Source organism: Pseudoxanthomonas sp. (assembly GCF_036845285.1).
Lineage (GTDB): Bacteria > Pseudomonadota > Gammaproteobacteria > Xanthomonadales > Xanthomonadaceae > Pseudoxanthomonas_A.
Genome location: NZ_DAIUEE010000009.1, coordinates 1 through 16,981, shown reverse-complemented (window position 1 = coordinate 16,981; position 16,981 = coordinate 1). Strand labels below are relative to the sequence as shown.

At 68.8% G+C, this 16,981-nt stretch carries 17 protein-coding genes; 13 read left to right on the top strand and 4 right to left on the bottom strand.

Features of this window, described 5'->3' with window-relative positions; all coding sequences use genetic code 11:
• Nucleotides 1-22 precede the first annotated feature (22 nt).
• From V7060_RS12080 to V7060_RS12070, 3 genes are all read left to right on the top strand, one after another.
• Nucleotides 23-265 carry a hypothetical protein gene (locus tag V7060_RS12080; RefSeq protein WP_334179494.1) on the top strand — a complete coding sequence of 81 codons (243 nt, stop codon included), beginning with the start codon at nucleotides 23-25 and terminating at the stop codon, nucleotides 263-265.
• 71 nt (nucleotides 266-336) lie between these two features.
• Entirely contained in the window at nucleotides 337-738 is a 402-nt protein-coding gene (locus tag V7060_RS12075) for a VOC family protein (RefSeq protein ID WP_334179493.1), read from the top strand.
• 503 nt (nucleotides 739-1,241) lie between these two features.
• Entirely contained in the window at nucleotides 1,242-2,000 is a 759-nt protein-coding gene (locus tag V7060_RS12070) for a hypothetical protein (protein ID WP_334179492.1), read from the top strand.
• Between the two features lie 67 nt (nucleotides 2,001-2,067).
• Here the strand turns inward: V7060_RS12070 and V7060_RS12065 are convergent, their stop codons facing one another.
• Nucleotides 2,068-3,582 (bottom strand): AAA family ATPase, encoded by a 1,515-nt coding sequence (locus V7060_RS12065; RefSeq protein ID WP_334179491.1) that lies wholly within the window; start codon nucleotides 3,580-3,582, stop codon nucleotides 2,068-2,070.
• Nucleotides 3,583-3,738: 156 nt separating this feature from the next.
• On the opposite strand from V7060_RS12065, the gene V7060_RS12060 reads away from it, so the two are divergent.
• From V7060_RS12060 to V7060_RS12020, 9 genes are all read left to right on the top strand, one after another.
• On the top strand, nucleotides 3,739-4,371 hold the full coding sequence (locus V7060_RS12060; protein ID WP_334179490.1) for a ParA family protein: 633 nt from the start codon (nucleotides 3,739-3,741) through the stop codon (nucleotides 4,369-4,371).
• 30 nt (nucleotides 4,372-4,401) lie between these two features.
• On the top strand, nucleotides 4,402-4,878 hold the full coding sequence (locus tag V7060_RS12055) for a histidine phosphatase family protein (protein WP_334179489.1): 477 nt from the start codon (nucleotides 4,402-4,404) through the stop codon (nucleotides 4,876-4,878).
• Nucleotides 4,875-5,459 (top strand): YceI family protein, encoded by a 585-nt coding sequence (locus V7060_RS12050; RefSeq protein ID WP_334179488.1) that lies wholly within the window; start codon nucleotides 4,875-4,877, stop codon nucleotides 5,457-5,459. The genes V7060_RS12055 and V7060_RS12050 overlap by 4 nt, the downstream gene beginning before the upstream one ends.
• A gap of 17 nt (nucleotides 5,460-5,476) precedes the next feature.
• Nucleotides 5,477-7,426, top strand: a complete 1,950-nt coding sequence (locus V7060_RS12045; RefSeq protein WP_334179612.1) for a phospholipase D family protein — start codon at nucleotides 5,477-5,479, stop codon at nucleotides 7,424-7,426.
• 143 nt (nucleotides 7,427-7,569) lie between these two features.
• Nucleotides 7,570-7,998, top strand: a complete 429-nt coding sequence (locus tag V7060_RS12040; protein ID WP_334179487.1) for a hotdog fold thioesterase — start codon at nucleotides 7,570-7,572, stop codon at nucleotides 7,996-7,998.
• Nucleotides 7,999-8,060: 62 nt separating this feature from the next.
• Entirely contained in the window at nucleotides 8,061-8,858 is a 798-nt protein-coding gene (locus V7060_RS12035; RefSeq protein ID WP_334179486.1) for a lysophospholipid acyltransferase family protein, read from the top strand.
• 88 nt (nucleotides 8,859-8,946) lie between these two features.
• On the top strand, nucleotides 8,947-9,939 hold the full coding sequence (locus V7060_RS12030; protein ID WP_334179485.1) for an alpha/beta fold hydrolase: 993 nt from the start codon (nucleotides 8,947-8,949) through the stop codon (nucleotides 9,937-9,939).
• Between the two features lie 49 nt (nucleotides 9,940-9,988).
• Nucleotides 9,989-12,055, top strand: a complete 2,067-nt coding sequence (locus V7060_RS12025; protein WP_334179484.1) for a tetratricopeptide repeat protein — start codon at nucleotides 9,989-9,991, stop codon at nucleotides 12,053-12,055.
• Nucleotides 12,056-12,083: 28 nt separating this feature from the next.
• Entirely contained in the window at nucleotides 12,084-12,698 is a 615-nt protein-coding gene (locus V7060_RS12020) for a YbhB/YbcL family Raf kinase inhibitor-like protein (protein ID WP_334179483.1), read from the top strand.
• A 33-nt stretch (nucleotides 12,699-12,731) separates the two neighbouring features.
• Here the strand turns inward: V7060_RS12020 and V7060_RS12015 are convergent, their stop codons facing one another.
• From V7060_RS12015 to V7060_RS12005, 3 genes are all read right to left on the bottom strand, one after another.
• Complete coding sequence (locus tag V7060_RS12015) at nucleotides 12,732-14,153, bottom strand: hypothetical protein (RefSeq protein ID WP_334179482.1); 1,422 nt, start codon at nucleotides 14,151-14,153, stop codon at nucleotides 12,732-12,734.
• Between the two features lie 93 nt (nucleotides 14,154-14,246).
• The gene (locus V7060_RS12010; protein ID WP_334179481.1) at nucleotides 14,247-15,065 is read right to left on the bottom strand and encodes an META and DUF4377 domain-containing protein; all 819 of its coding nucleotides are present in this window, start codon (nucleotides 15,063-15,065) and stop codon (nucleotides 14,247-14,249) included.
• 74 nt (nucleotides 15,066-15,139) lie between these two features.
• Nucleotides 15,140-15,937, bottom strand: a complete 798-nt coding sequence (locus tag V7060_RS12005) for an undecaprenyl-diphosphate phosphatase (RefSeq protein WP_334179480.1) — start codon at nucleotides 15,935-15,937, stop codon at nucleotides 15,140-15,142.
• 215 nt (nucleotides 15,938-16,152) lie between these two features.
• Between V7060_RS12005 and V7060_RS12000 the strand changes: the two genes are divergently transcribed.
• On the top strand, nucleotides 16,153-16,981 hold an 829-nt coding region (locus V7060_RS12000), incomplete at its 3' end, for a glutamine synthetase beta-grasp domain-containing protein (RefSeq protein WP_334179479.1).

The window sequence follows — 16,981 nt, the reverse complement described above, 5'->3', positions numbered from 1 at the left end:
GTCGGGCGACACAGGAGATCACATGGCATCGAAACGCTACTGGTTCCGTGCGAAGGCTTATGGCTGGGGATGGGGCTTGCCGCTGGCATGGCAGGGATGGCTGGTCTATGGCGCTGCCGCCGCATCGCTGCTCGCGACCTTCCTGGTCTTTCCGCCGGACCGCCATCTCGTTCCTTTCATGGCCGGGACGTGGGCGACCCTGCTGCTGCTCATCGCGGTGTGCTGGGTGAAAGGCGAGCCGCCACGCTGGCGCTGGGGAAAGTAGGTCGCGCTGCGCGGCGCCGATGACGCGTGGGAAGATCGAGGGCATCGGGGCGATGCCGGGGAGCGTGTGCAATGGCGAAGGTGACGGGAATCGGCGGGGTGTTCTTCAAGAGCCGCCACGACAGCGCGGCGCTGGCGGCGTGGTACCACACGCACCTGGGATTGCCGTTGGAGGCATGGGGTGGCGCGGTGCTGCGCTGGTCCGATGACACCGCCGGCGACCAGGGGCTGACGGTGTGGACGGTGGCGGACAAGGACAGCCAGTGGTTCAGTCCCAGCGACAGCGCCTTCATGATCAACTACCGCGTCGATGACCTCGATGCGCTGCTCGACCAACTGCGCGCCGCCGACGTGCCGATCCTCCAAGGCCCCGAATCGCACGAGAACGGCAGGTTCGCCTGGATCATGGATCCGGAAGGCAACAAGGTGGAGCTGTGGGAACCGATGGCGTGGGATGAGAAGAACAAGAGTTGACGCGCTGACGATGCGCGCGTATCGACTGCGCGCCGTCATCGGCGTGGCCTGCGTATCCGTCCTCGTGTCGGCGGGTTGTATGACGAGCCGCCAACATGGGGTGAATCCGGCATGCGACGTCTCGTGGATCAAGGAGGACGGCCGGCTGTCCTCGCAGCGGGCATGCGAACTGAGGGCGCTCGCCCAGCGTTGCGCGCTGTCCGATCGGTGCCAGATCTCATGCGAGTCGAACGGGGGAATGTCCTCCGTTGGAGGTGGTTGCGCGCATGTCTGCCAGGGTGGAGGGGCGGGCCAGACGGACGAAGACATCAGGCGGAATGGCGGGCCGTACCACACGGACGCGTCGAGCGCCTGTTACAACCGCAGGCACTGAAGACGCCGTCGACCGTTCGCGACTGACGTCGCTACCACGACATCTCGCTTCACGCTTGCCGGAATTGCGCAGCTTTCGCGTGTATCCCTGGATAGACATTCCAGTGGGGTGGCGCGTGAGGGAAGCGAGCATGGGCGAGATGCGGCGCACGGCGGCGCAGACGGGGCGCCCCTACCGGAACATCGGCTTCTTCTTCCTGGTGCTGCTGGCACTGGTCATCGCCGGCTTCACGCCGCCGGTCCCGGATACGCCGTTCTTCGGTTACTTCAGTCGTGCGACGGCGTTGGTGGCCGTGCCGAGGGTGATCCATCTGCATGTCGTCGTGGCGCTGGCGTGGTTCGTGCTGCTGACAGTGCAGCCGTTCCTGATACGCGCCGAGCGTGCCGACCTGCATCGGTGGCTGGGCTGGAGTTCCCTTGCTCTCATCGCGTTGTTTGCAATCACCGCCGTGCCGGTGATGAAGCATGCGTTCGAGCATGGCCTCACGCAGATGTCGCGGAACGCGGCGCTGTCGATGCTGGCGCAGCCGGTCAACGGGTTGTTGCTGCTGCTCGTGGTCTACGCCTTGGCCGTGTGGCGTCGGCGCCACCTGCACCAGCATGTCGCCTATGTGGTGGCGGCCGCGCTGGCCACCGCCACGCCCGGGCTGGCGCGGCTGGGGCTGTACCTGGTGGGCGGCATGCAGGGCATCCTGCTGGTGATCGTCTTTCTCTACGCCACGCTGCTGGGCTTCATGCTGCTGGCGAAGTTCCGCTACCGCCAGCCGGTGGTGAAGGGCCCGTACCTGCCGATCATCGGCCTGTTCCTGCTGGCGCACACGATGGACATCGTGGGCAGCCGGAGCGCGACGTGGCGCGCGATTGCCGAGGGCATCGTGGCGGTGTGGTAATGCAGATGCGCCATCGGTCTGATGGCGTGCGGTCGCGACTTGCGTCGCTCCTGCAGGAAGCACGCCATCAATCGGCGGGAACCGTCCGCTCCCGCGCCCACTCGCGCAGCGACTGCACCTGTTCGGCCATCAGCACCGACAGCGGGCGGGTACTGCGGATCTCGTGCATCACCAGGTCGGTGTCGAGGGGTTTCTGTTCGGCATGCGCGGCATACATCGCGGAGACGATGGCCTGTTCCAGTTCCGCCCCGGAGAAGCCGTTCGCGGCGGCGGCGAGCGCCGGCAGGTTGAAGCCTTCCGGGTCGAGTGCACGCCGCGACAGGTGCACGCGCAGTACCTCGACGCGCGCGTCGGGCGAAGGCAGGTCGACGAAGAAGATCTCGTCGAAGCGGCCCTTGCGCAGCAGTTCCGGCGGCAGGTCCTGCACCTGGTTCGCCGTGGCGACCAGGAATACTTGTTGGGAGCCGGCCTGCCCACTGCCGGCGCTGGCCTTGCGCTCGGCCATCCAGGTCAGCAGGTAGCCGAGCACACGCCGCGAGACGCCGCCGTCCTCGTCGCCGCCACTGGCCAGGCCCTTCTCGATCTCGTCGATCCACAGCACGCACGGCGCCAGCTGCTCGGCCGAGGCGAGCGCGGCGCGCAGGTTCTTCTCGGTCTCGCCGTGGTACTTGTCGTACAGCGTGCCGAAATCCAGTCGCAGCAGCGGCACGCCGAAGCCGGCGGCAGTGGCCTTGGCCAGCATCGACTTGCCGCAACCCTGCACGCCGAGCAGCAGCACACCCTTGGGCAGGTCCAGGCCGGGGGGTGGGTTGCCCGAGACGAACACCGCGCGGCGCTGTTCGATCCAGCGCTTCAGGCGGGTGGCGCCGGCGACGTCGGCGAACCGCGCCGTGTCGTATTCGTAGTGCAGGTGGCCGCTGCGGTTGAGCAGCTCGAACTTCAGCTTGTTCAAGGCCGGCAGGTCGCTGGCGGTCAGCGCGCCGTCGGCGAAGATCAGCTGGCGGGCGATGCGGCGCGCATCGACCAAGCTCAGGCCCTGCAGGTTGCGCACGATCTGCTTCACCGCTTCGCCGTCGGCTTCCACGCGGCGACCGCCGTGTTCGCGGGCGTAGTGCTCGGCTTCCTCGCGCACCATCTTCAGCAGTGCCGGGCCGTCGGGCAGGCGCGGGTTGAAACGGACGGCCAGGGCTTCCAGTTCGGCCGGCAGTTCGATCCTGGCGCCGACCAGCACCACCACGTGCGGCAGGCTGTGGCGGCGTTGCATGATGTCGCGCAGCTGGCGCTGGCTGCTGGCGTAGCCCAGGTAGGGGTGGAAATCGAGCAGCAGGTAGATGCCGCGCTGCTCGGCCTGCTTGATGGCCTGCAGGGCGGCGCTGGCGTCGGGCGGTCCGACGGCGTCGTCCTCGCGGTCCATGTCCAGCCGGCGCAGGCCCTCGGTGATGCTCCAGCGGAACAGCGCCCGCCACACCTGGCCCAGCGCCTGCCGGAACAGCTCCACCACGCGGGCCTCGTCCTGGGTCTCGACGACGATCAGCGGGGTGTTGGCGCGGATCAGCGCGGTCAGGTCCTGCAGCTCGTTCATGGGGCGTCCGGTCCGTGGGGACCGGCACGATAGCAAGCGCCGTACGGAACGGGGAGCCGGAAGGCCCGCGACACCGGGTCGCAGGGCCGGACACGCCGGTTCCCGCTTCACTTGTCGCGGTGTACCCTCCGGGTTCTCCAGCAACGAGGTGCGCGCATGAAGACGATTCTGGTCGCCAGCTCCAAGGGCGGCGCGGGCAAGACCACCCTGGCGACCAATCTGGCCGCGTACTTCGCACTCGATGGCAAGCGCACCGTGCTGGTGGACGTGGATCCACAGCATTCCTCCACCCGCTGGGCCGAACGCCGGGCGGAACTGGAAACCGCCGTCCTTCCGATCGACGCCAGCGGCAAGCGCGCCTGGAAGGCCTGGCTGCCGGAAGACGCCGAGCGCGTGGTGATCGATGCCCCGGCCGGCGCGATGGCCGGCGACCTGGACAGCTTCCTGGAGCAGGCCGATGCCGTGGTGGTGCCGGTGCTGCCGTCGGCGCTGGACATCGAGGCCACGGTCGGCTTCCTCAACACCATGGCCAAGGTGCCGCGCGTGCACAAGCGCAAGCTGCCGGTCGGCCTGGTGGTCAACCGCAGCAAGCCGTGGACGAACGCGTCGCAGCAGGCGGTGGAGATGCTGAAGACCTGGCCGTATCCGGTCATCACCCAGTTGCGCGACACCCAGGCCTACGTGGTGATGGCCGGCCTGGGCCGCAGCCTGTTCGACTACCGCTCGGCACAGGTGCGCGAGCACCAGGCCGACTGGGAACCGTTGTTGAAATGGATCAAGAAGGCCTGATCAGGCCAAACCCGAAGGAGTCGTTGTCCCATGCGTGAACTGATCCTGCTGCGCCACGCCCATGCCGAACCGGCCACCACCGGCCAGTCCGACCTGGACCGTCCCCTGTCGCCGCAGGGCCTGGCCGAGGCCGAGTCCGCCGCGCGCTGGTTGAAGGAACAGGGCCTGGTGCCCGACCGCGTGCTGTGTTCGCCCGCGCGCCGCACGCGCGAGACGCTGGAAGCCGTGCTGGGTGCGATCGGGTACGTGGAACAGCGCCTGGAAGAGCGCATCTACGAAGCCACGCCCGGCACGCTGGCCGACCTGGCCGACCAGCACCGCGAGGCCGAGCGCCTGCTGATGGTGGGCCACAATCCCGGCCTCGAGCAGCTGGCGGCACTGATGTATTCCGGCGTGACCAGCGAATACCGCGGCATGCCGCCGGCCGGCGTGGTGGTGCTGACGCTGCCGCTGGACGTGGCCATCGAACCGGGCGTGGCGCAGCTCTCCGCCTTCTGGTGGCCATGAAGTCGGAATTGCCGCTGGCCGCCTGGCTGGCGTTGCTGTGCCTGGCCCTGCTGTGCGCGGCGCCCGCGTGGGCGCAGGGGCGGAACGATTTCGATCCCGCGCACACGCGGCTGGGATTCGAACTGCGCACGCGCTGGGGACAGGTGCTCGACGGCCTGTTCCCGCGCTATGAAGGATCGGTCGAACACCTGCCGGACGGCCGCCAGCAGGTGCGGCTGCGCATGTACACGCGCGAGGTGGAGATCGTCGACCACCCGCGCTACGGCGACTGGGCGCGCAGCGAGAAGTTCTTCGATGCCGACCGCTATCCGGTGGTGACCTTCACCTCCAAACCGTACGACCCGATGCTGCTGTACGACGGCGGCACGCTGGAAGGGGATCTGAGCATCAAGGGCATCAGCCGGCCGCGCAGCCTGGACGTGGCCGCGGCCACGTGCGCCCGCCCCGCCGTGGACTGCGACGTGGTGGCCACAGGTGCGGTGCGCCGCAGCGACTACGACATGGACGACTGGATGCTGGCGGTCAGCGACCGCGTGGTGTTCGTGCTGCGCGCACGCGTCCGGAGCGCGAAGGCCCCGTGAACAGCCGTTTTCCCGCCATGGCCGCGCGCTGCGCGGTGCTGTGCCTTGCCCTGCTGGGGACGGCGTGCGCCAGCCTGTCCGACCGCCAGCGCGACCGTGCCGCCGGCATCGCCGTCGCCGCGCGGTCGTCGGTGGTCGCCTGCACGCAGGCCGACGCCTGCGCGCTGCCCTCGCCGCTGTACGACCTGGCGGGCCAGGCGGGCGCCGCGTCCACCCCGGCGGCGCCGCGCCACTACGCGGTGATCCTTGACCAGGGTTCGGATGCGCTGCTGGCGCGGTTGAACCTGATCCGCAGCGCGCGCGAACGCATCGACCTGCAGACCTACATCTTCGACAAGGACGACAGCGCACGGCTGGTGCTGGACGAACTGCTCGCGGCGGCGCGGCGCGGCGTGCAGGTACGCGTGCTGATCGACCAGCTGTCCGCCATCGCCGACCTGGAGATTCTGGCTGCGCTGTCCGGCGCGCACCGGAACTTTGCCATCCGCATCTACAACCCCAGCTTCGGCAAGGCCAAGCTCAATTACCTGGATTACGCGGGCAGCGTGCTGTGCTGCTTCCGCCGCTTCAACCAGCGCATGCACACCAAGCTGCTGCTGGTGGACGACCGCATCGGCATCAGCGGCGGACGCAATTACCAGGACGACTATTTCGACTGGGACGCGGAGTACAACTTCCGCGACCGCGACGTGCTGGTCGCCGGACCGGAAGCGGCCGCGATGGCCACCAACTTCCAGGCGTTCTGGGACGCCAGGCGCAGCGTGCCCGCCGAGCGCCTCAACGATGTCGGCCGGACGCTGCTGGACGAAGGCGTGCCGGCGATGCCGGTGCCGCGCTACCTGCGGCCGGAACGCGTGCAGGAGGCAAGCGCGCAGGCCAGCGATCCCGCCGTGATGCGGGCGCGCTTCGTCGAGCCGGCATTCGCGGTCGGCGCCGTGCGCTACATCGCCGACCTGCCGCAGAAGCACCGCCGCGAACGCCGCGACGACGACGCGCCCGCCGCGCCCGAGTTGGAGGCGCTGATCCGCGGCGCGCAGCACGAGGTGCTGCTGCAGACGCCGTACCTGGTGATGTCGAAGCAGGCGCAGGCGATGTTCCGCGACATGCGCAAGCGCCAGCCGCCGCCGCAGGTGGTGGTGTCGACCAACAGCCTGGCGGCGACCGACAACCCGATCGTCTATTCGATGTCGTTCAAGTACAAGCGCCGCTACCTGCGCGAGTTCGGTTTCCGGATCCACGAGTACAAGCCGTTTCCCGAAGATGCGCCGGTCGACTACGCCGCGATGATGCCGGAGGGACCGCCGCTGACCTCGCCCGGCGGCGATGGCGGCAGTGGCATCCGCGGGCCATCGGGTTCCATCGGGCCTTCGTCCGGCGGATCGTCGTCAGGCGCGTCGCCCGGCGAAACCACGCGCCGCCTGCAGCGCACCGAATCGCGGCCGTCGTTCCTCAGCAGCGGCGCCGGTTCCGAACCGCTGCCGCTGAAGCGCGCAGGCGTGCGCATGGGCCTGCACGCGAAGTCGATGGTGATCGACGGCGGCACGGCGGTGATCGGCACGCACAACTTCGATCCGCGCTCGGAGAACTACAACACCGAGGCGGCGGTGGTGATCCAGGACCCCGCGTTCGCACAGGCGTTGGCGGACAGCATCCGCCGCGACATGTCGCCGCGCAACGCGTGGGTAATCGCGCCGCGCGCGAAGCCGCCCGTGTTCTCCGGGCTGGACTACAGCCTGGGCAAGGTGTCCGAGGCGCTGCCGATCTTCGACATCTGGCCGTGGCGCTACGCGACCAGCTACGAGTTCCAGCCCGGCCCGGACTGTCCGTTGCCGGTGACCCCGAAGGATCCCGCGTTCCATCGCTGCTATGTCTCGGTGGGCGACTTCCCCGAGGTCAACGTCGGCGCGAAGTGGCTGTACACGCGCGTGCTGACCGCGTTCGGCGCGGGACTGGTCCCGATCCTGTAGGAGGGGCTTCAGCCCCGATGCTCTTCCGCGACGAGCCGCGATGTTGCGCACCTGATCCGCCAGACGAAAAAGCATCGGGGCTGAAGCCCCTCCTGCAAGTGATGCGTAGAATCGGGGTCTTCTTTTCTCCGATGCCTCATGCCATGGCTTTCCGTGCTCCCGTCGATCTCGCTGCCGTCAACGCGCATGCCGCCAATACGCTGGTGTCGAACCTCGGCATCGTCATGACCGAGGCGGGCGAGGACTGGCTGCGCGGCACCATGCCGGTGGACGTGCGCACGGTGCAGCCGTACGGGATCCTGCATGGCGGCGCGTCGGTGGCGCTGGCCGAAACGCTGGGCAGCGTGGCCGGCAACCTGTGCGTGGACACGACGAAGGAGATGGTGGTGGGCCTGGAGATCAACGCCAACCACGTGCGCGCGATGCGCAGTGGCGTGGTCACCGGCACCGCACGGGCGCTGCATGTCGGCCGCAGCACGCAACTGTGGGAAATCCGCATCGAGAACGACGACGGCAAACTGGTCTGCGTCTCCCGGTTGACTCTGGCGGTGGTGCCGGTCGCCAAGGGGTGAGCCGTGGGCGCGGGCCGCTGGCGCCCTCCCTGCTGCTGCCCGACTCCTGTTATCGTGACAGCATGACGCCGCCCCCTGTTCATGTTGCTGGCGGCAGCGGCGTGGCACGGGTATTCCGTTACGCGTACCGCGTGCCGTTGCTGCTCATCCACCTGCTGGTCTTCCTGCCGATCACCCTGCTGTGCCTGTCGCCGCTGCTGGCATGGGTTCGCGTGGGCGAGGAAAGCATCGGCGAGGTGGCGGTGCGCTGGTGGTCCAGCGGCCTGATGCGGATCTTCGGGTTCCGCCTGCGCCGGATCGGCACGCCGCTGCCTGGCCCGACGATGTTCGTGGCCAACCATGTCAGCTGGATCGACATCGAGGCGCTGCACAGCCAGCGCATGATGGGCTTCGTCGCCAAGCAGGAGATCCGGGGCTGGCCGGTGGTGGGCTGGCTGGCGGCGCAGGGACAGACGATCTTCCACCAGCGCGGCAGCCAGGAGTCGCTGGGCGGCGTGCTGCAGGCGATGATGCAGCGCCTTCGCGAAGGCCGCCCGGTCGGCGTGTTTCCCGAGGGCCGTACCCGCGACGGCCACACGGTGGGGCCGTTCCACGCGCGCATCTTCCTGGCCGCCGTCGAGGCCGACGTGCCGGTGCAGCCGGTGGCGCTGCGGTACGGCACGCGCGGCAGCGCGCAGCCGGTGGTGGCGTTCGGACCGAAGGAGAGCTTCTTCGCCAACTTCGTGCGCCTGCTGGGCGAGCCGGCGCGCACGGCCGACATCTGCTTCCTGGAACCGATCCGCAGCGCCGATGTCGAAGGCCGCCGGCGCATCGCCGACCTGTCGCGCGAGCGCATCGTGCAGGCCATGGCCGAGGCCTGAGCGTCCGGCTTGACGGCATTGCGACGTATTCGAGGGAATACTCCATCCACCGGTGCCACGCTCGTGCCGACGTTGCCGCGATGACCCCATGATCACTGCCGCCGATTTCCGACCGCCGCGCTGGCTGCGCAATCCGCACCTGCAATCGGTGCTGGGTTCCAGTGGGCTGCGCCAGCGGCGCGGGCTGCGCGCGCTGGCCGGCAGCGGGGCGGTGACGCTGGAGCACATCGTGGACGGAGGCGATGGCGTGCGCCTGCAGGGCTTCCACAGCCAGGTGTCCGGGCGCACCTCGCGAGGCCTGGTGCTGTTGCTGCACGGCTGGGAAGGCAGCGCCGATTCCAGCTACATGCGGCTGACGGCCGCGCAACTGCTGGCGCGCGGCTTCGACGTGTTCCGGCTGAACTTCCGCGACCACGGCGATACCCACCACCTCAACGAAGACCTGTTCCACTCCAACCGTCTGGACGAAGTGGTGCACGCCGCGCTCGATGTGTCGCGACGCTTCGCCGGCGAGGTGCCGATGCGGGTGGCCGGCTATTCGCTGGGCGGCAACTTCGCGCTGCGGCTGGCGTTGCGCGCGCCGCAGGCCGGGCTGGCGCTGGCGCACGTGGCGGCGGTCTGCCCGTTGCTGGATCCGGCCACGACGATGGACAGCATCGAGAACGGACTGCCGCTGTACGACTGGTACTTCGCGCGCAAGTGGCGCCGTTCGCTGGAGCGCAAGCGCAGCCTGTTCCCGCAGCGCCACGATTTCGACGACACGGTGCTGGCGCTCGACATCCGCGCGCTGACCGACTGGCTGGTGCAGCGGCATACCGCCTTCGGCACGCTGGACGCCTACTTCGACGGCTATGCGATCTCCGGTACGCGGCTGGCCGGACTCAGCGTACCGACGCACATCCTGATGGCCGAGGACGATCCGGTCATTCCCTTCGACACCTTCCGCGACTGGGCCTTGCCGGCGCAGGCCACGCTGGAAATCGCGCCGTGGGGCGGCCATTGCGCCTTCATCGAGAACGCCGCCGGCGACGGCTATGCCGAGCGCTGGGTGGCCGAGCGGCTGGCCGGCAGCGCCGCCTGAGCGGAGAACGCCCGGTACAATCGGCGTTTGACCGAACGCTGGTAGCCCCATGTACGACTCCATCCTCGATGCATTGCGCCGTGGCGCCGTGGCCGACGCCCTGAGCGCTGCCGAGACCCTGGTGGCCGAGCGCCCCGATGACGCGCAGGCGCTGCGCTGGCTGTCCACCGCGCAGATGCAGGGCGGCCAGCCCGAGGCCGCACTGGCGACCATCGACCGTGCCATCGCGCTGGCGCCCGACAACGCCGACCTGCACCTGGCACGCGCCGGTGTGCTGGTGGGCAGCCGCCGCAACGAGGACGCGCAGGCGGCGCTGAGCCAGGCGACGGTGCTGGATCCCAACCAGTTCACGGCCTACATGATCCAGGGCCAGTTGGCGCTGGGTCGTGGCGACCTGGACGAAGCCGAGCGCCTCAGCCGGCTGGCGGCGCGCGTGGCCCCCGACCATCCGCAACTGGCCGCGATCAACGGCATGGTCACCCTGCGTCGCGGCGACGCGGACACCGCGCTGAAGATCGTGACCGTCGCCATGAACGAGGCGCCGGATGATGTGCAACTGCGCTATGCGCTGGGCTTCATCCACATGGCGCTGGGCCACTGGGCGTTCGCCGAGCAGGCCTTCCGCGGCGTGATCGAGAAGGTGCCCGGTTCCGACAGCCTGCGCAGCCTGATCGCCGACCTGATGCGCCGGCAGGGCCGGCCTGCCGACGCGGCCGACGAACTGGTGCCGCTGGTCGCGCTGAACAATGCGCCGGCGCTGCATCGCTACATCGGCCACCTGCGCCTGGCCGCCGGCCAGAACGATGAAGCCCTCGCGGCCCTGCGCATCGCGCTCGCCGGCCAGCCGCGCGACCGCGACACGGTGCTGGCGATCATCGAGGCGTGGCGCCGCCTGGGCGCGCAGGACGATGCGCGCAACACCCTGGATGCCGCGCTTGCCACCACGTCGGACGCGCACGACCTGTGGCTGGCGCGCCTGTTGTTCGAAGCCGTCGGCAGCGCCGAGGCCCGCGCGGTGGTCGAACGCTGGGTGGCCGCCATGCCGCAGCATGTTCCGGCACTCGAGGCGCAGATGTCGGTGCTGGATGCGGCGGGCGACGAGGAGGCCGCCGAAGCGGTGGCGCGCCGCATCGTCGAGCTGGATCCCGGCCGCGCGAGCGGCGAGCAGCGCATCGTCGAAGGCCTGCTGCGCCGCGATCCGATGGCGGCGATCGCGCGCGTCGGTGAGCTGGCCGGCAAGGCGGAAGATCCCAACCAGCAGCGCAGCCTGCGCGGCTGGCAGGCGTTCGTGCGCGATCGCGCCGGGCAGTACGCGGAAGCGGTGGCCGGCTGGACCGCGCTGGCGCATGAACTCGCACCCTCGCGCCTGCCGTTGTGGGACCAGAGTGGTGCGCAGGCGCCGTGGCCCGCGTTGGCGTCATTTGATCCCGATGCGGCGCAACTGCGTCCGATCCTGCTGTGGGGTCCACCGGGCACCGTGGTCGAATCGCTGGGTGGCGTATTGGGTTTCGTCAGCGAAAGGCTGCGCGGCGACCGTTTCCTGCCGCAGCCGCCGAATGACGGGTTCCAGAATTTCTATGCACCGGCGCGCCTGCTCTCGGGCGAGCTGTCGGGCGAAGCCCTGATCGCCGGTTGGCGTGGAGCATTGCCGCAGCGATCCGTGGATACCGGCGTGATCGACTGGCTGCTCATGTGGGACAACGCGTTCCTCCATGCCTTGCGCCCGTATCTGCCGGAGGCGCTGCTGATCGTGGCCGTGCGCGACCCGCGCGACGCCTTCCTCGACTGGCTGGCCTTCGGATCTCCCGCGCCGCTCGCGTTGGACGACCTGCAGGTCGGTGCCGACTGGTTGGCGGGCCTGTTCGCCCAGATCGCCGACCTGCACGAGCAGGACCTGTTCCCGAGTCGCCTGATCCGCATGGACGCGATCAAGGATGACGCGGGTGCGGTCGCACAGGCGCTGGGCCAGGCGCTGGGCGTGCAGTTGCCCTTGCCGCCCTCGTCCGGCGCGCGCCGCTTCCCGGAAGGCCACTGGCGCCACTACGCAGAGGCACTGGCCGGTCCGTTCGCCGCGTTGGCGCCGGTCGCGGTACGCCTGGGCTATCCGGAAGCCTGATCCCCTTCCCTTCTTGCAGGAGCGACGCATGCGTCTGTGGAGCGACAGTTTCGAGCAAGCGGAACCCATCCCGGCCGAATTCGCGATGGGCCAGCCGGATGGCTTTGCCGCCAACCGCAATCCGCACCTTGCGTGGGACGGCGTGCCGGAAGGCACGAAGTCCTTCGCCCTGCTGTGCATCGACCCCGATGCGCCGACGGTGCCCGGGACCGTCGGTCGCGATGACGTGCAGATCCCGGTCGAGCAGCCGCGCGCGCATTTCATCCACTGGGCGATGGCCGACATCGCGCCCGACGTGCGCGACATCGCAGCCGGCAGCTGCAGCGACGGCATCACCGCGAAGGGCAAGCAGCAGCCGGCGGGGCCTGCCGGCGCACGCCAGGGATTGAACGACTACACCGGCTGGTTCGCCGGCGATGCGCAGATGGGCGGCGACTACTACGGCTACGACGGTCCGTATCCGCCGTTCAACGACCTGCGCACGCACCGGTATTTCTTCCGCCTGTTCGCGCTGGATGTCGGCACGCTCGACCTGCCGGCGCGTTTCACCGCCGCTGATGTCGAGCGCGCGATGCAGGGGCACGTGCTGGGCGAGGCGCTGGTGTACGGCACGTATTCGTTGAACGCCGCGTTGCGCGGTTGACCTCACGCCGCGTCCTGCGGCGTGCGCGACGTCCTAGTCGGCGTCGCGCCGCCAGCGCCATTGCCCGTCGGCATCGATGACCAGGCACGTACCCGACGCCGGGCATTCCCGCGCCACGTGGATCTGTTCCGGCGGAAGGCCAAGCCGCCATGCCAAACCCATCTGGCCGATGGCGTAGAAGCGCTGGTCGTCCGCCACGCTGACGGACAGGGGCGCAGCGACCGGTTGCTGTTCCAGCGACTGCAGGGTCGCTTCGGCCCAGTGCGCGCGGCCGATGAGGCCGGGATGGTCGAGGCGGCGCGTGCCTTCCACCGCGATCCACGACGACACGGCGATCAATGCCGCGATCGGCAGCGCGGCGCCGTCGGCGGCCACGCAGCGCGCCAGCACGATGACGGGCAGGATCGCCGCGATGGCGGCGTAGTACTCGTAGCTGTTCCATGCGAACAGGAAGTACGGCGCGTAGGCGAGTACGGCGAATGCGGCGACGCATCCCCATTGCATGCGGGTCAGCAGGGTGCGGCCGCGCCAGCCGGCGATCGCCCACGCGGCCAGCATCGGCAGCGCGGTGGCCGCGATCCAGGCCAGGCCCTGCATGCGCTCGCCCGCGACCGCCATGCGCATCGCTTCGCGCGGGACATTCAGCAGCCACGCCATGAATGACGCCGCATTGCGCAGGACGTGGCTGCCGAGGCTCATCGCGTACGAAGCATCGGTATTCGCAGTGAAGCGCGAGCGCAGCGACAGCCAGACCGCGACGACCGCGACACAGGCCAGCCACGCGACGAGTTCGCCGCGATCCAGCCGGCGCGTGGCGACGAAGCCGGCGACCACCAGCATCAGTGCGGGCGTCAGCGCCGCCGACTCCTTGCTCAGCAGCGCCAGCGCCAACCACACCGACAGCGAGGCCAGCAACACATGACGCACCACGCCCGCAGTGTCATTGCGCGCGCTGACCCAGGCCGCCAGCAGCAGGCTGGTGAACAGCGTCAGCATCGCGTTGTTCGCCGCCGCCGCCCAATGTACGGGCAGCAGGTGCAGGGTCAGCCCCCCGTACACGGCGCCGGCGAGCGCAGCGATGCGGCCGGCATGCGGCCAGCGGCAGGCGCGTGCCAGGCGGAAGGCGAACAGCGCGACGCCAAGCGTGGCCAGCACATGCAGCATCAGACTGACCACGTGCGCGGCATGGGCGCTGCCGCCCAGCGATGCGTCGATCCAGCGCCAGTAGCCTTCCTGCGACAGCGGCCGCCAGAAACGCGGCGGCGACGACGGCCAGAAATCCGACCACCACGGCGCGCCCGCCGCATTGGTCGCGTGCGCGGCGTGCAGGAACACGTAGTCGTCGCCCCAGAACGGCGTCCGCAGCGCCGGCCACCACATCAGCAGCGCGGAGGCGGCCAGCAGGGCAACGGCGATCCAGGGAAGAGGCGAAGCGTTCCTTGCGGGGTGGTGCATGAGGGCGCGTCTGGTGCGGCGACGCGCCACTATAGCGGCTGACGGATGGTCACGAAGCGCGCCATGCGGGAGGCGCGCTTCGTGCGACGGACTTTATTTCTTCTCGCTGGCCGACTCGACCACCATGTCCAGCGCGTAGGCATTCGAAGACCCGTCGGCAGGCGGGTTCTTCACCGTGTAGCGATCGACGCGCAGCACGTTGCGGATCCCGGGCTCGTGCGTGTAGCCCTCGATGCTGTCGTAGAAGTGCTGGAACTCGCCCGGCGTGCCGACCTTCAGGCCCTTGTCGTCGTACTTCACCTCGCGCACCTGCAGGCACTGCTTGTCGGGGATCAGCGGATGGCTGCACGGCTTCGTCTCCGCCGCGACTTCCAGGAATACACGCTCGCCTGCGCCGCCGTAGCGGGTTTCCGCCGTGGGTTCGCCGGTGAAGGTGAGGACATCACCGCTGGCGGTGGTCAGCGTCAGCGTGGGCGTCTCGCCGTCCGTGGTCGCCAGCGCGAGCGTGCCTTCCAGACGCTTGCCGACTTCCTGGTCCAGCGCCATCACGGCACTGTCCGTGCACGCCATCTGCGTGGAGACCAGGCGTCCGGCCGTCAGCGAGCCATCGGCGAGGGTGTAGGTGCCGCCCATGCGATTGCAGGTGTTGGACACGCCCACGCGGCCATCGCGGAAATCCAGTTGCACCGGCTGATCGGGGCGCGCGAACAGCGCCGCGATGCGTTGCCCCTGCGCGTCTTTCGCTTCGCTGAGCTTCCAGTGGTACTTCGGCAACAAGCCGGTATCGGCTGCCTGCGCGGTGGCGGCGGGCGTGGAGGCGGGGATGGCGTCGGCCGGGGCCGTGGCGGGATCGGCGGGCTTCGCGCAAGCGGCCAGGGCCAGGGGCAGTGCGAGCAACAGCAATCGTTTCATGGCGTTCTCCTGAAGGTGGGCTATGCAAACGCGCCGGAGGTTGGAACGGGGTGAAGGCGGCGGACGCCCCGCATTCAGCTGCCTGCCGGCATCAGCAACAGCAGCAGCGCGCCCAGCACGATGCGGTAGATCGCGAAGCCGGTGAAGCGGTGCGCCTTGATGAAGCCGAGCAGCCACTTCACCACCACGAAACCGGTGACGGTGGCCGCGGCGAACGCCAGCGCCACCTCGCCCCAGTTTTCGCTGCCCAGCGCGTCGTCCTTGACCAGCTCCAGGAACGCATAGCCGCTGGCGGCGAACATGGTGGGGATGCCCAGCAGGAACACGAACTCCGCCGCCGACGAGCGCCGGCTGGTGCCGGCCAGCATCGCCATGAAGATCGCGGCGGCCGAGCGCGAGGTGCCGGGGAACACGCCGGCCACCACCTGCGCCAGGCCGACGAGGATCGCCACCTTCCAGGTGATCGTGGCCACGTCGCCGCGCTTTTCCGCGAAATGCTCGGCCACCAGCATCCATACGCCGCCGATGATCAGCGCCCACGCGATCGGGGTGACCGTCTCCGGCAGTTCCCAGCCGGCCAGGCGCACGGGCAGGCCGACCAGTGCGGTGACCAGGAAGGCGGCCGCCAGCTTCATCGAATAGTCGCGGGCCTCGGCATCGCGCCAGCAGCCGGTCGTCAGCTCCCAGATCCGGCGGCGGAACACCAGGGTGGTCGCCAGGATGGCGCCCGCCTGGATGACGATGTTGAAGAAGTCCGAGCGCTCGCCCAGCCAGTGCTGGGCGATCAGCAGGTGGCCGGTGCTGGAGACCGGCAGGAATTCGGTCAGGCCCTCGAGGATGCCAAGCAGCAGCGCGGCGAGCAGGTCGGTCATGGGCGGGGGCGGGACATGGGGGAGGCGGCAAAGAATAGTGGAAACGACGACGCACCGCGTTGGTTCGTGATGCGCACAAAGCGCACCAAATAAGGGATTTCATGTGGCGGAAGCGTCAGGGTGGTCCATGTAAATCAATGGTTTGGGCGCGTTTCGGGGTTGGCACGGCGATTGCTCTATCAAGACACATTCTTATTCCAACCCGAGGTTCCAAGATGTCGATGGACAACGTTGAGAAGCTGATCAAGGACCACAAGGTCGAGTTCGTCGACCTGCGCTTTGTCGACATGCGCGGTATCGAACAGCACGTCACCTTCCCGGTCAGCATCGTGGACGCCTCGCTGTTCGAGGACGGCAAGATGTTCGACGGCTCCTCGATCTCCGGCTGGAAGGGCATCAACGAGTCCGACATGGTGCTGCTGCCCGACCCCAGCACCGCCTACCTCGATCCGTTCTACGCCGACCCGACCCTGGTCCTGATCTGCGACATCCTCGATCCGGCCACCATGCAGGGCTACACCCGCGATCCGCGCGGCATCGCCAAGCGCGCCGAGGCCCACCTGAAGGCCAGCGGCGTCGCGGACGTGGCGTTCTTCGGTCCGGAACCGGAGTTCTTCATCTTCGACTCGGTGCAGTTCGCCAACGACATGGGCAACACCTTCTTCAAGATCAATTCCGAAGAAGGCGCCTGGAACAGCGGCAAGAGCTACGACGGCGCCAACAGCGGCTACCGCCCGGGCGTGAAGGGCGGCTATTTCCCGGTGCCGCCGACCGACTCGCTGCACGACCTGCGCGCCGAGATGTGCAAGACGCTGGAACAGGTCGGCATCGAAGTCGAAGTGCACCACCACGAAGTCGCCACCGCCGGCCAGTGCGAGATCGGCGCCAAGTTCAACACGCTGGTGCAGAAGGCCGACGAGTTGCAGCGCATGAAGTACGTGGTGCGCAACGTCGCCCACCGCAACGGCAAGACCGTGACCTTCATGCCGAAGCCGATCGTCGGCGACAACGGCAGCGGCATGCACGTGCACCAGTCGCTGGCCA

Bases quoted from the DNA above. Each gene is read 5' to 3' on its own strand.
- V7060_RS12025 (WP_334179484.1), top strand. From the start codon at position 9,989: ATGTACGACTCCATCCTCGATGCATTGCGCCGTGGCGCCGTGGCCGAC.
- V7060_RS12060 (WP_334179490.1), top strand. From the start codon at position 3,739: ATGAAGACGATTCTGGTCGCCAGCTCCAAGGGCGGCGCGGGCAAGACC.
- V7060_RS12030 (WP_334179485.1), top strand. From the start codon at position 8,947: ATGATCACTGCCGCCGATTTCCGACCGCCGCGCTGGCTGCGCAATCCG.
- V7060_RS12050 (WP_334179488.1), top strand. From the start codon at position 4,875: ATGAAGTCGGAATTGCCGCTGGCCGCCTGGCTGGCGTTGCTGTGCCTG.
- V7060_RS12045 (WP_334179612.1), top strand. From the start codon at position 5,477: ATGGCCGCGCGCTGCGCGGTGCTGTGCCTTGCCCTGCTGGGGACGGCG.
- V7060_RS12075 (WP_334179493.1), top strand. From the start codon at position 337: ATGGCGAAGGTGACGGGAATCGGCGGGGTGTTCTTCAAGAGCCGCCAC.
- V7060_RS12070 (WP_334179492.1), top strand. From the start codon at position 1,242: ATGGGCGAGATGCGGCGCACGGCGGCGCAGACGGGGCGCCCCTACCGG.
- V7060_RS12015 (WP_334179482.1), bottom strand. From the start codon at position 14,153: ATGCACCACCCCGCAAGGAACGCTTCGCCTCTTCCCTGGATCGCCGTT.
- V7060_RS12020 (WP_334179483.1), top strand. From the start codon at position 12,084: ATGCGTCTGTGGAGCGACAGTTTCGAGCAAGCGGAACCCATCCCGGCC.
- V7060_RS12035 (WP_334179486.1), top strand. From the start codon at position 8,061: ATGACGCCGCCCCCTGTTCATGTTGCTGGCGGCAGCGGCGTGGCACGG.
- V7060_RS12065 (WP_334179491.1), bottom strand. From the start codon at position 3,582: ATGAACGAGCTGCAGGACCTGACCGCGCTGATCCGCGCCAACACCCCG.
- V7060_RS12010 (WP_334179481.1), bottom strand. From the start codon at position 15,065: ATGAAACGATTGCTGTTGCTCGCACTGCCCCTGGCCCTGGCCGCTTGC.
- V7060_RS12005 (WP_334179480.1), bottom strand. From the start codon at position 15,937: ATGACCGACCTGCTCGCCGCGCTGCTGCTTGGCATCCTCGAGGGCCTG.
- V7060_RS12080 (WP_334179494.1), top strand. From the start codon at position 23: ATGGCATCGAAACGCTACTGGTTCCGTGCGAAGGCTTATGGCTGGGGA.
- V7060_RS12055 (WP_334179489.1), top strand. From the start codon at position 4,402: ATGCGTGAACTGATCCTGCTGCGCCACGCCCATGCCGAACCGGCCACC.
- V7060_RS12040 (WP_334179487.1), top strand. From the start codon at position 7,570: ATGGCTTTCCGTGCTCCCGTCGATCTCGCTGCCGTCAACGCGCATGCC.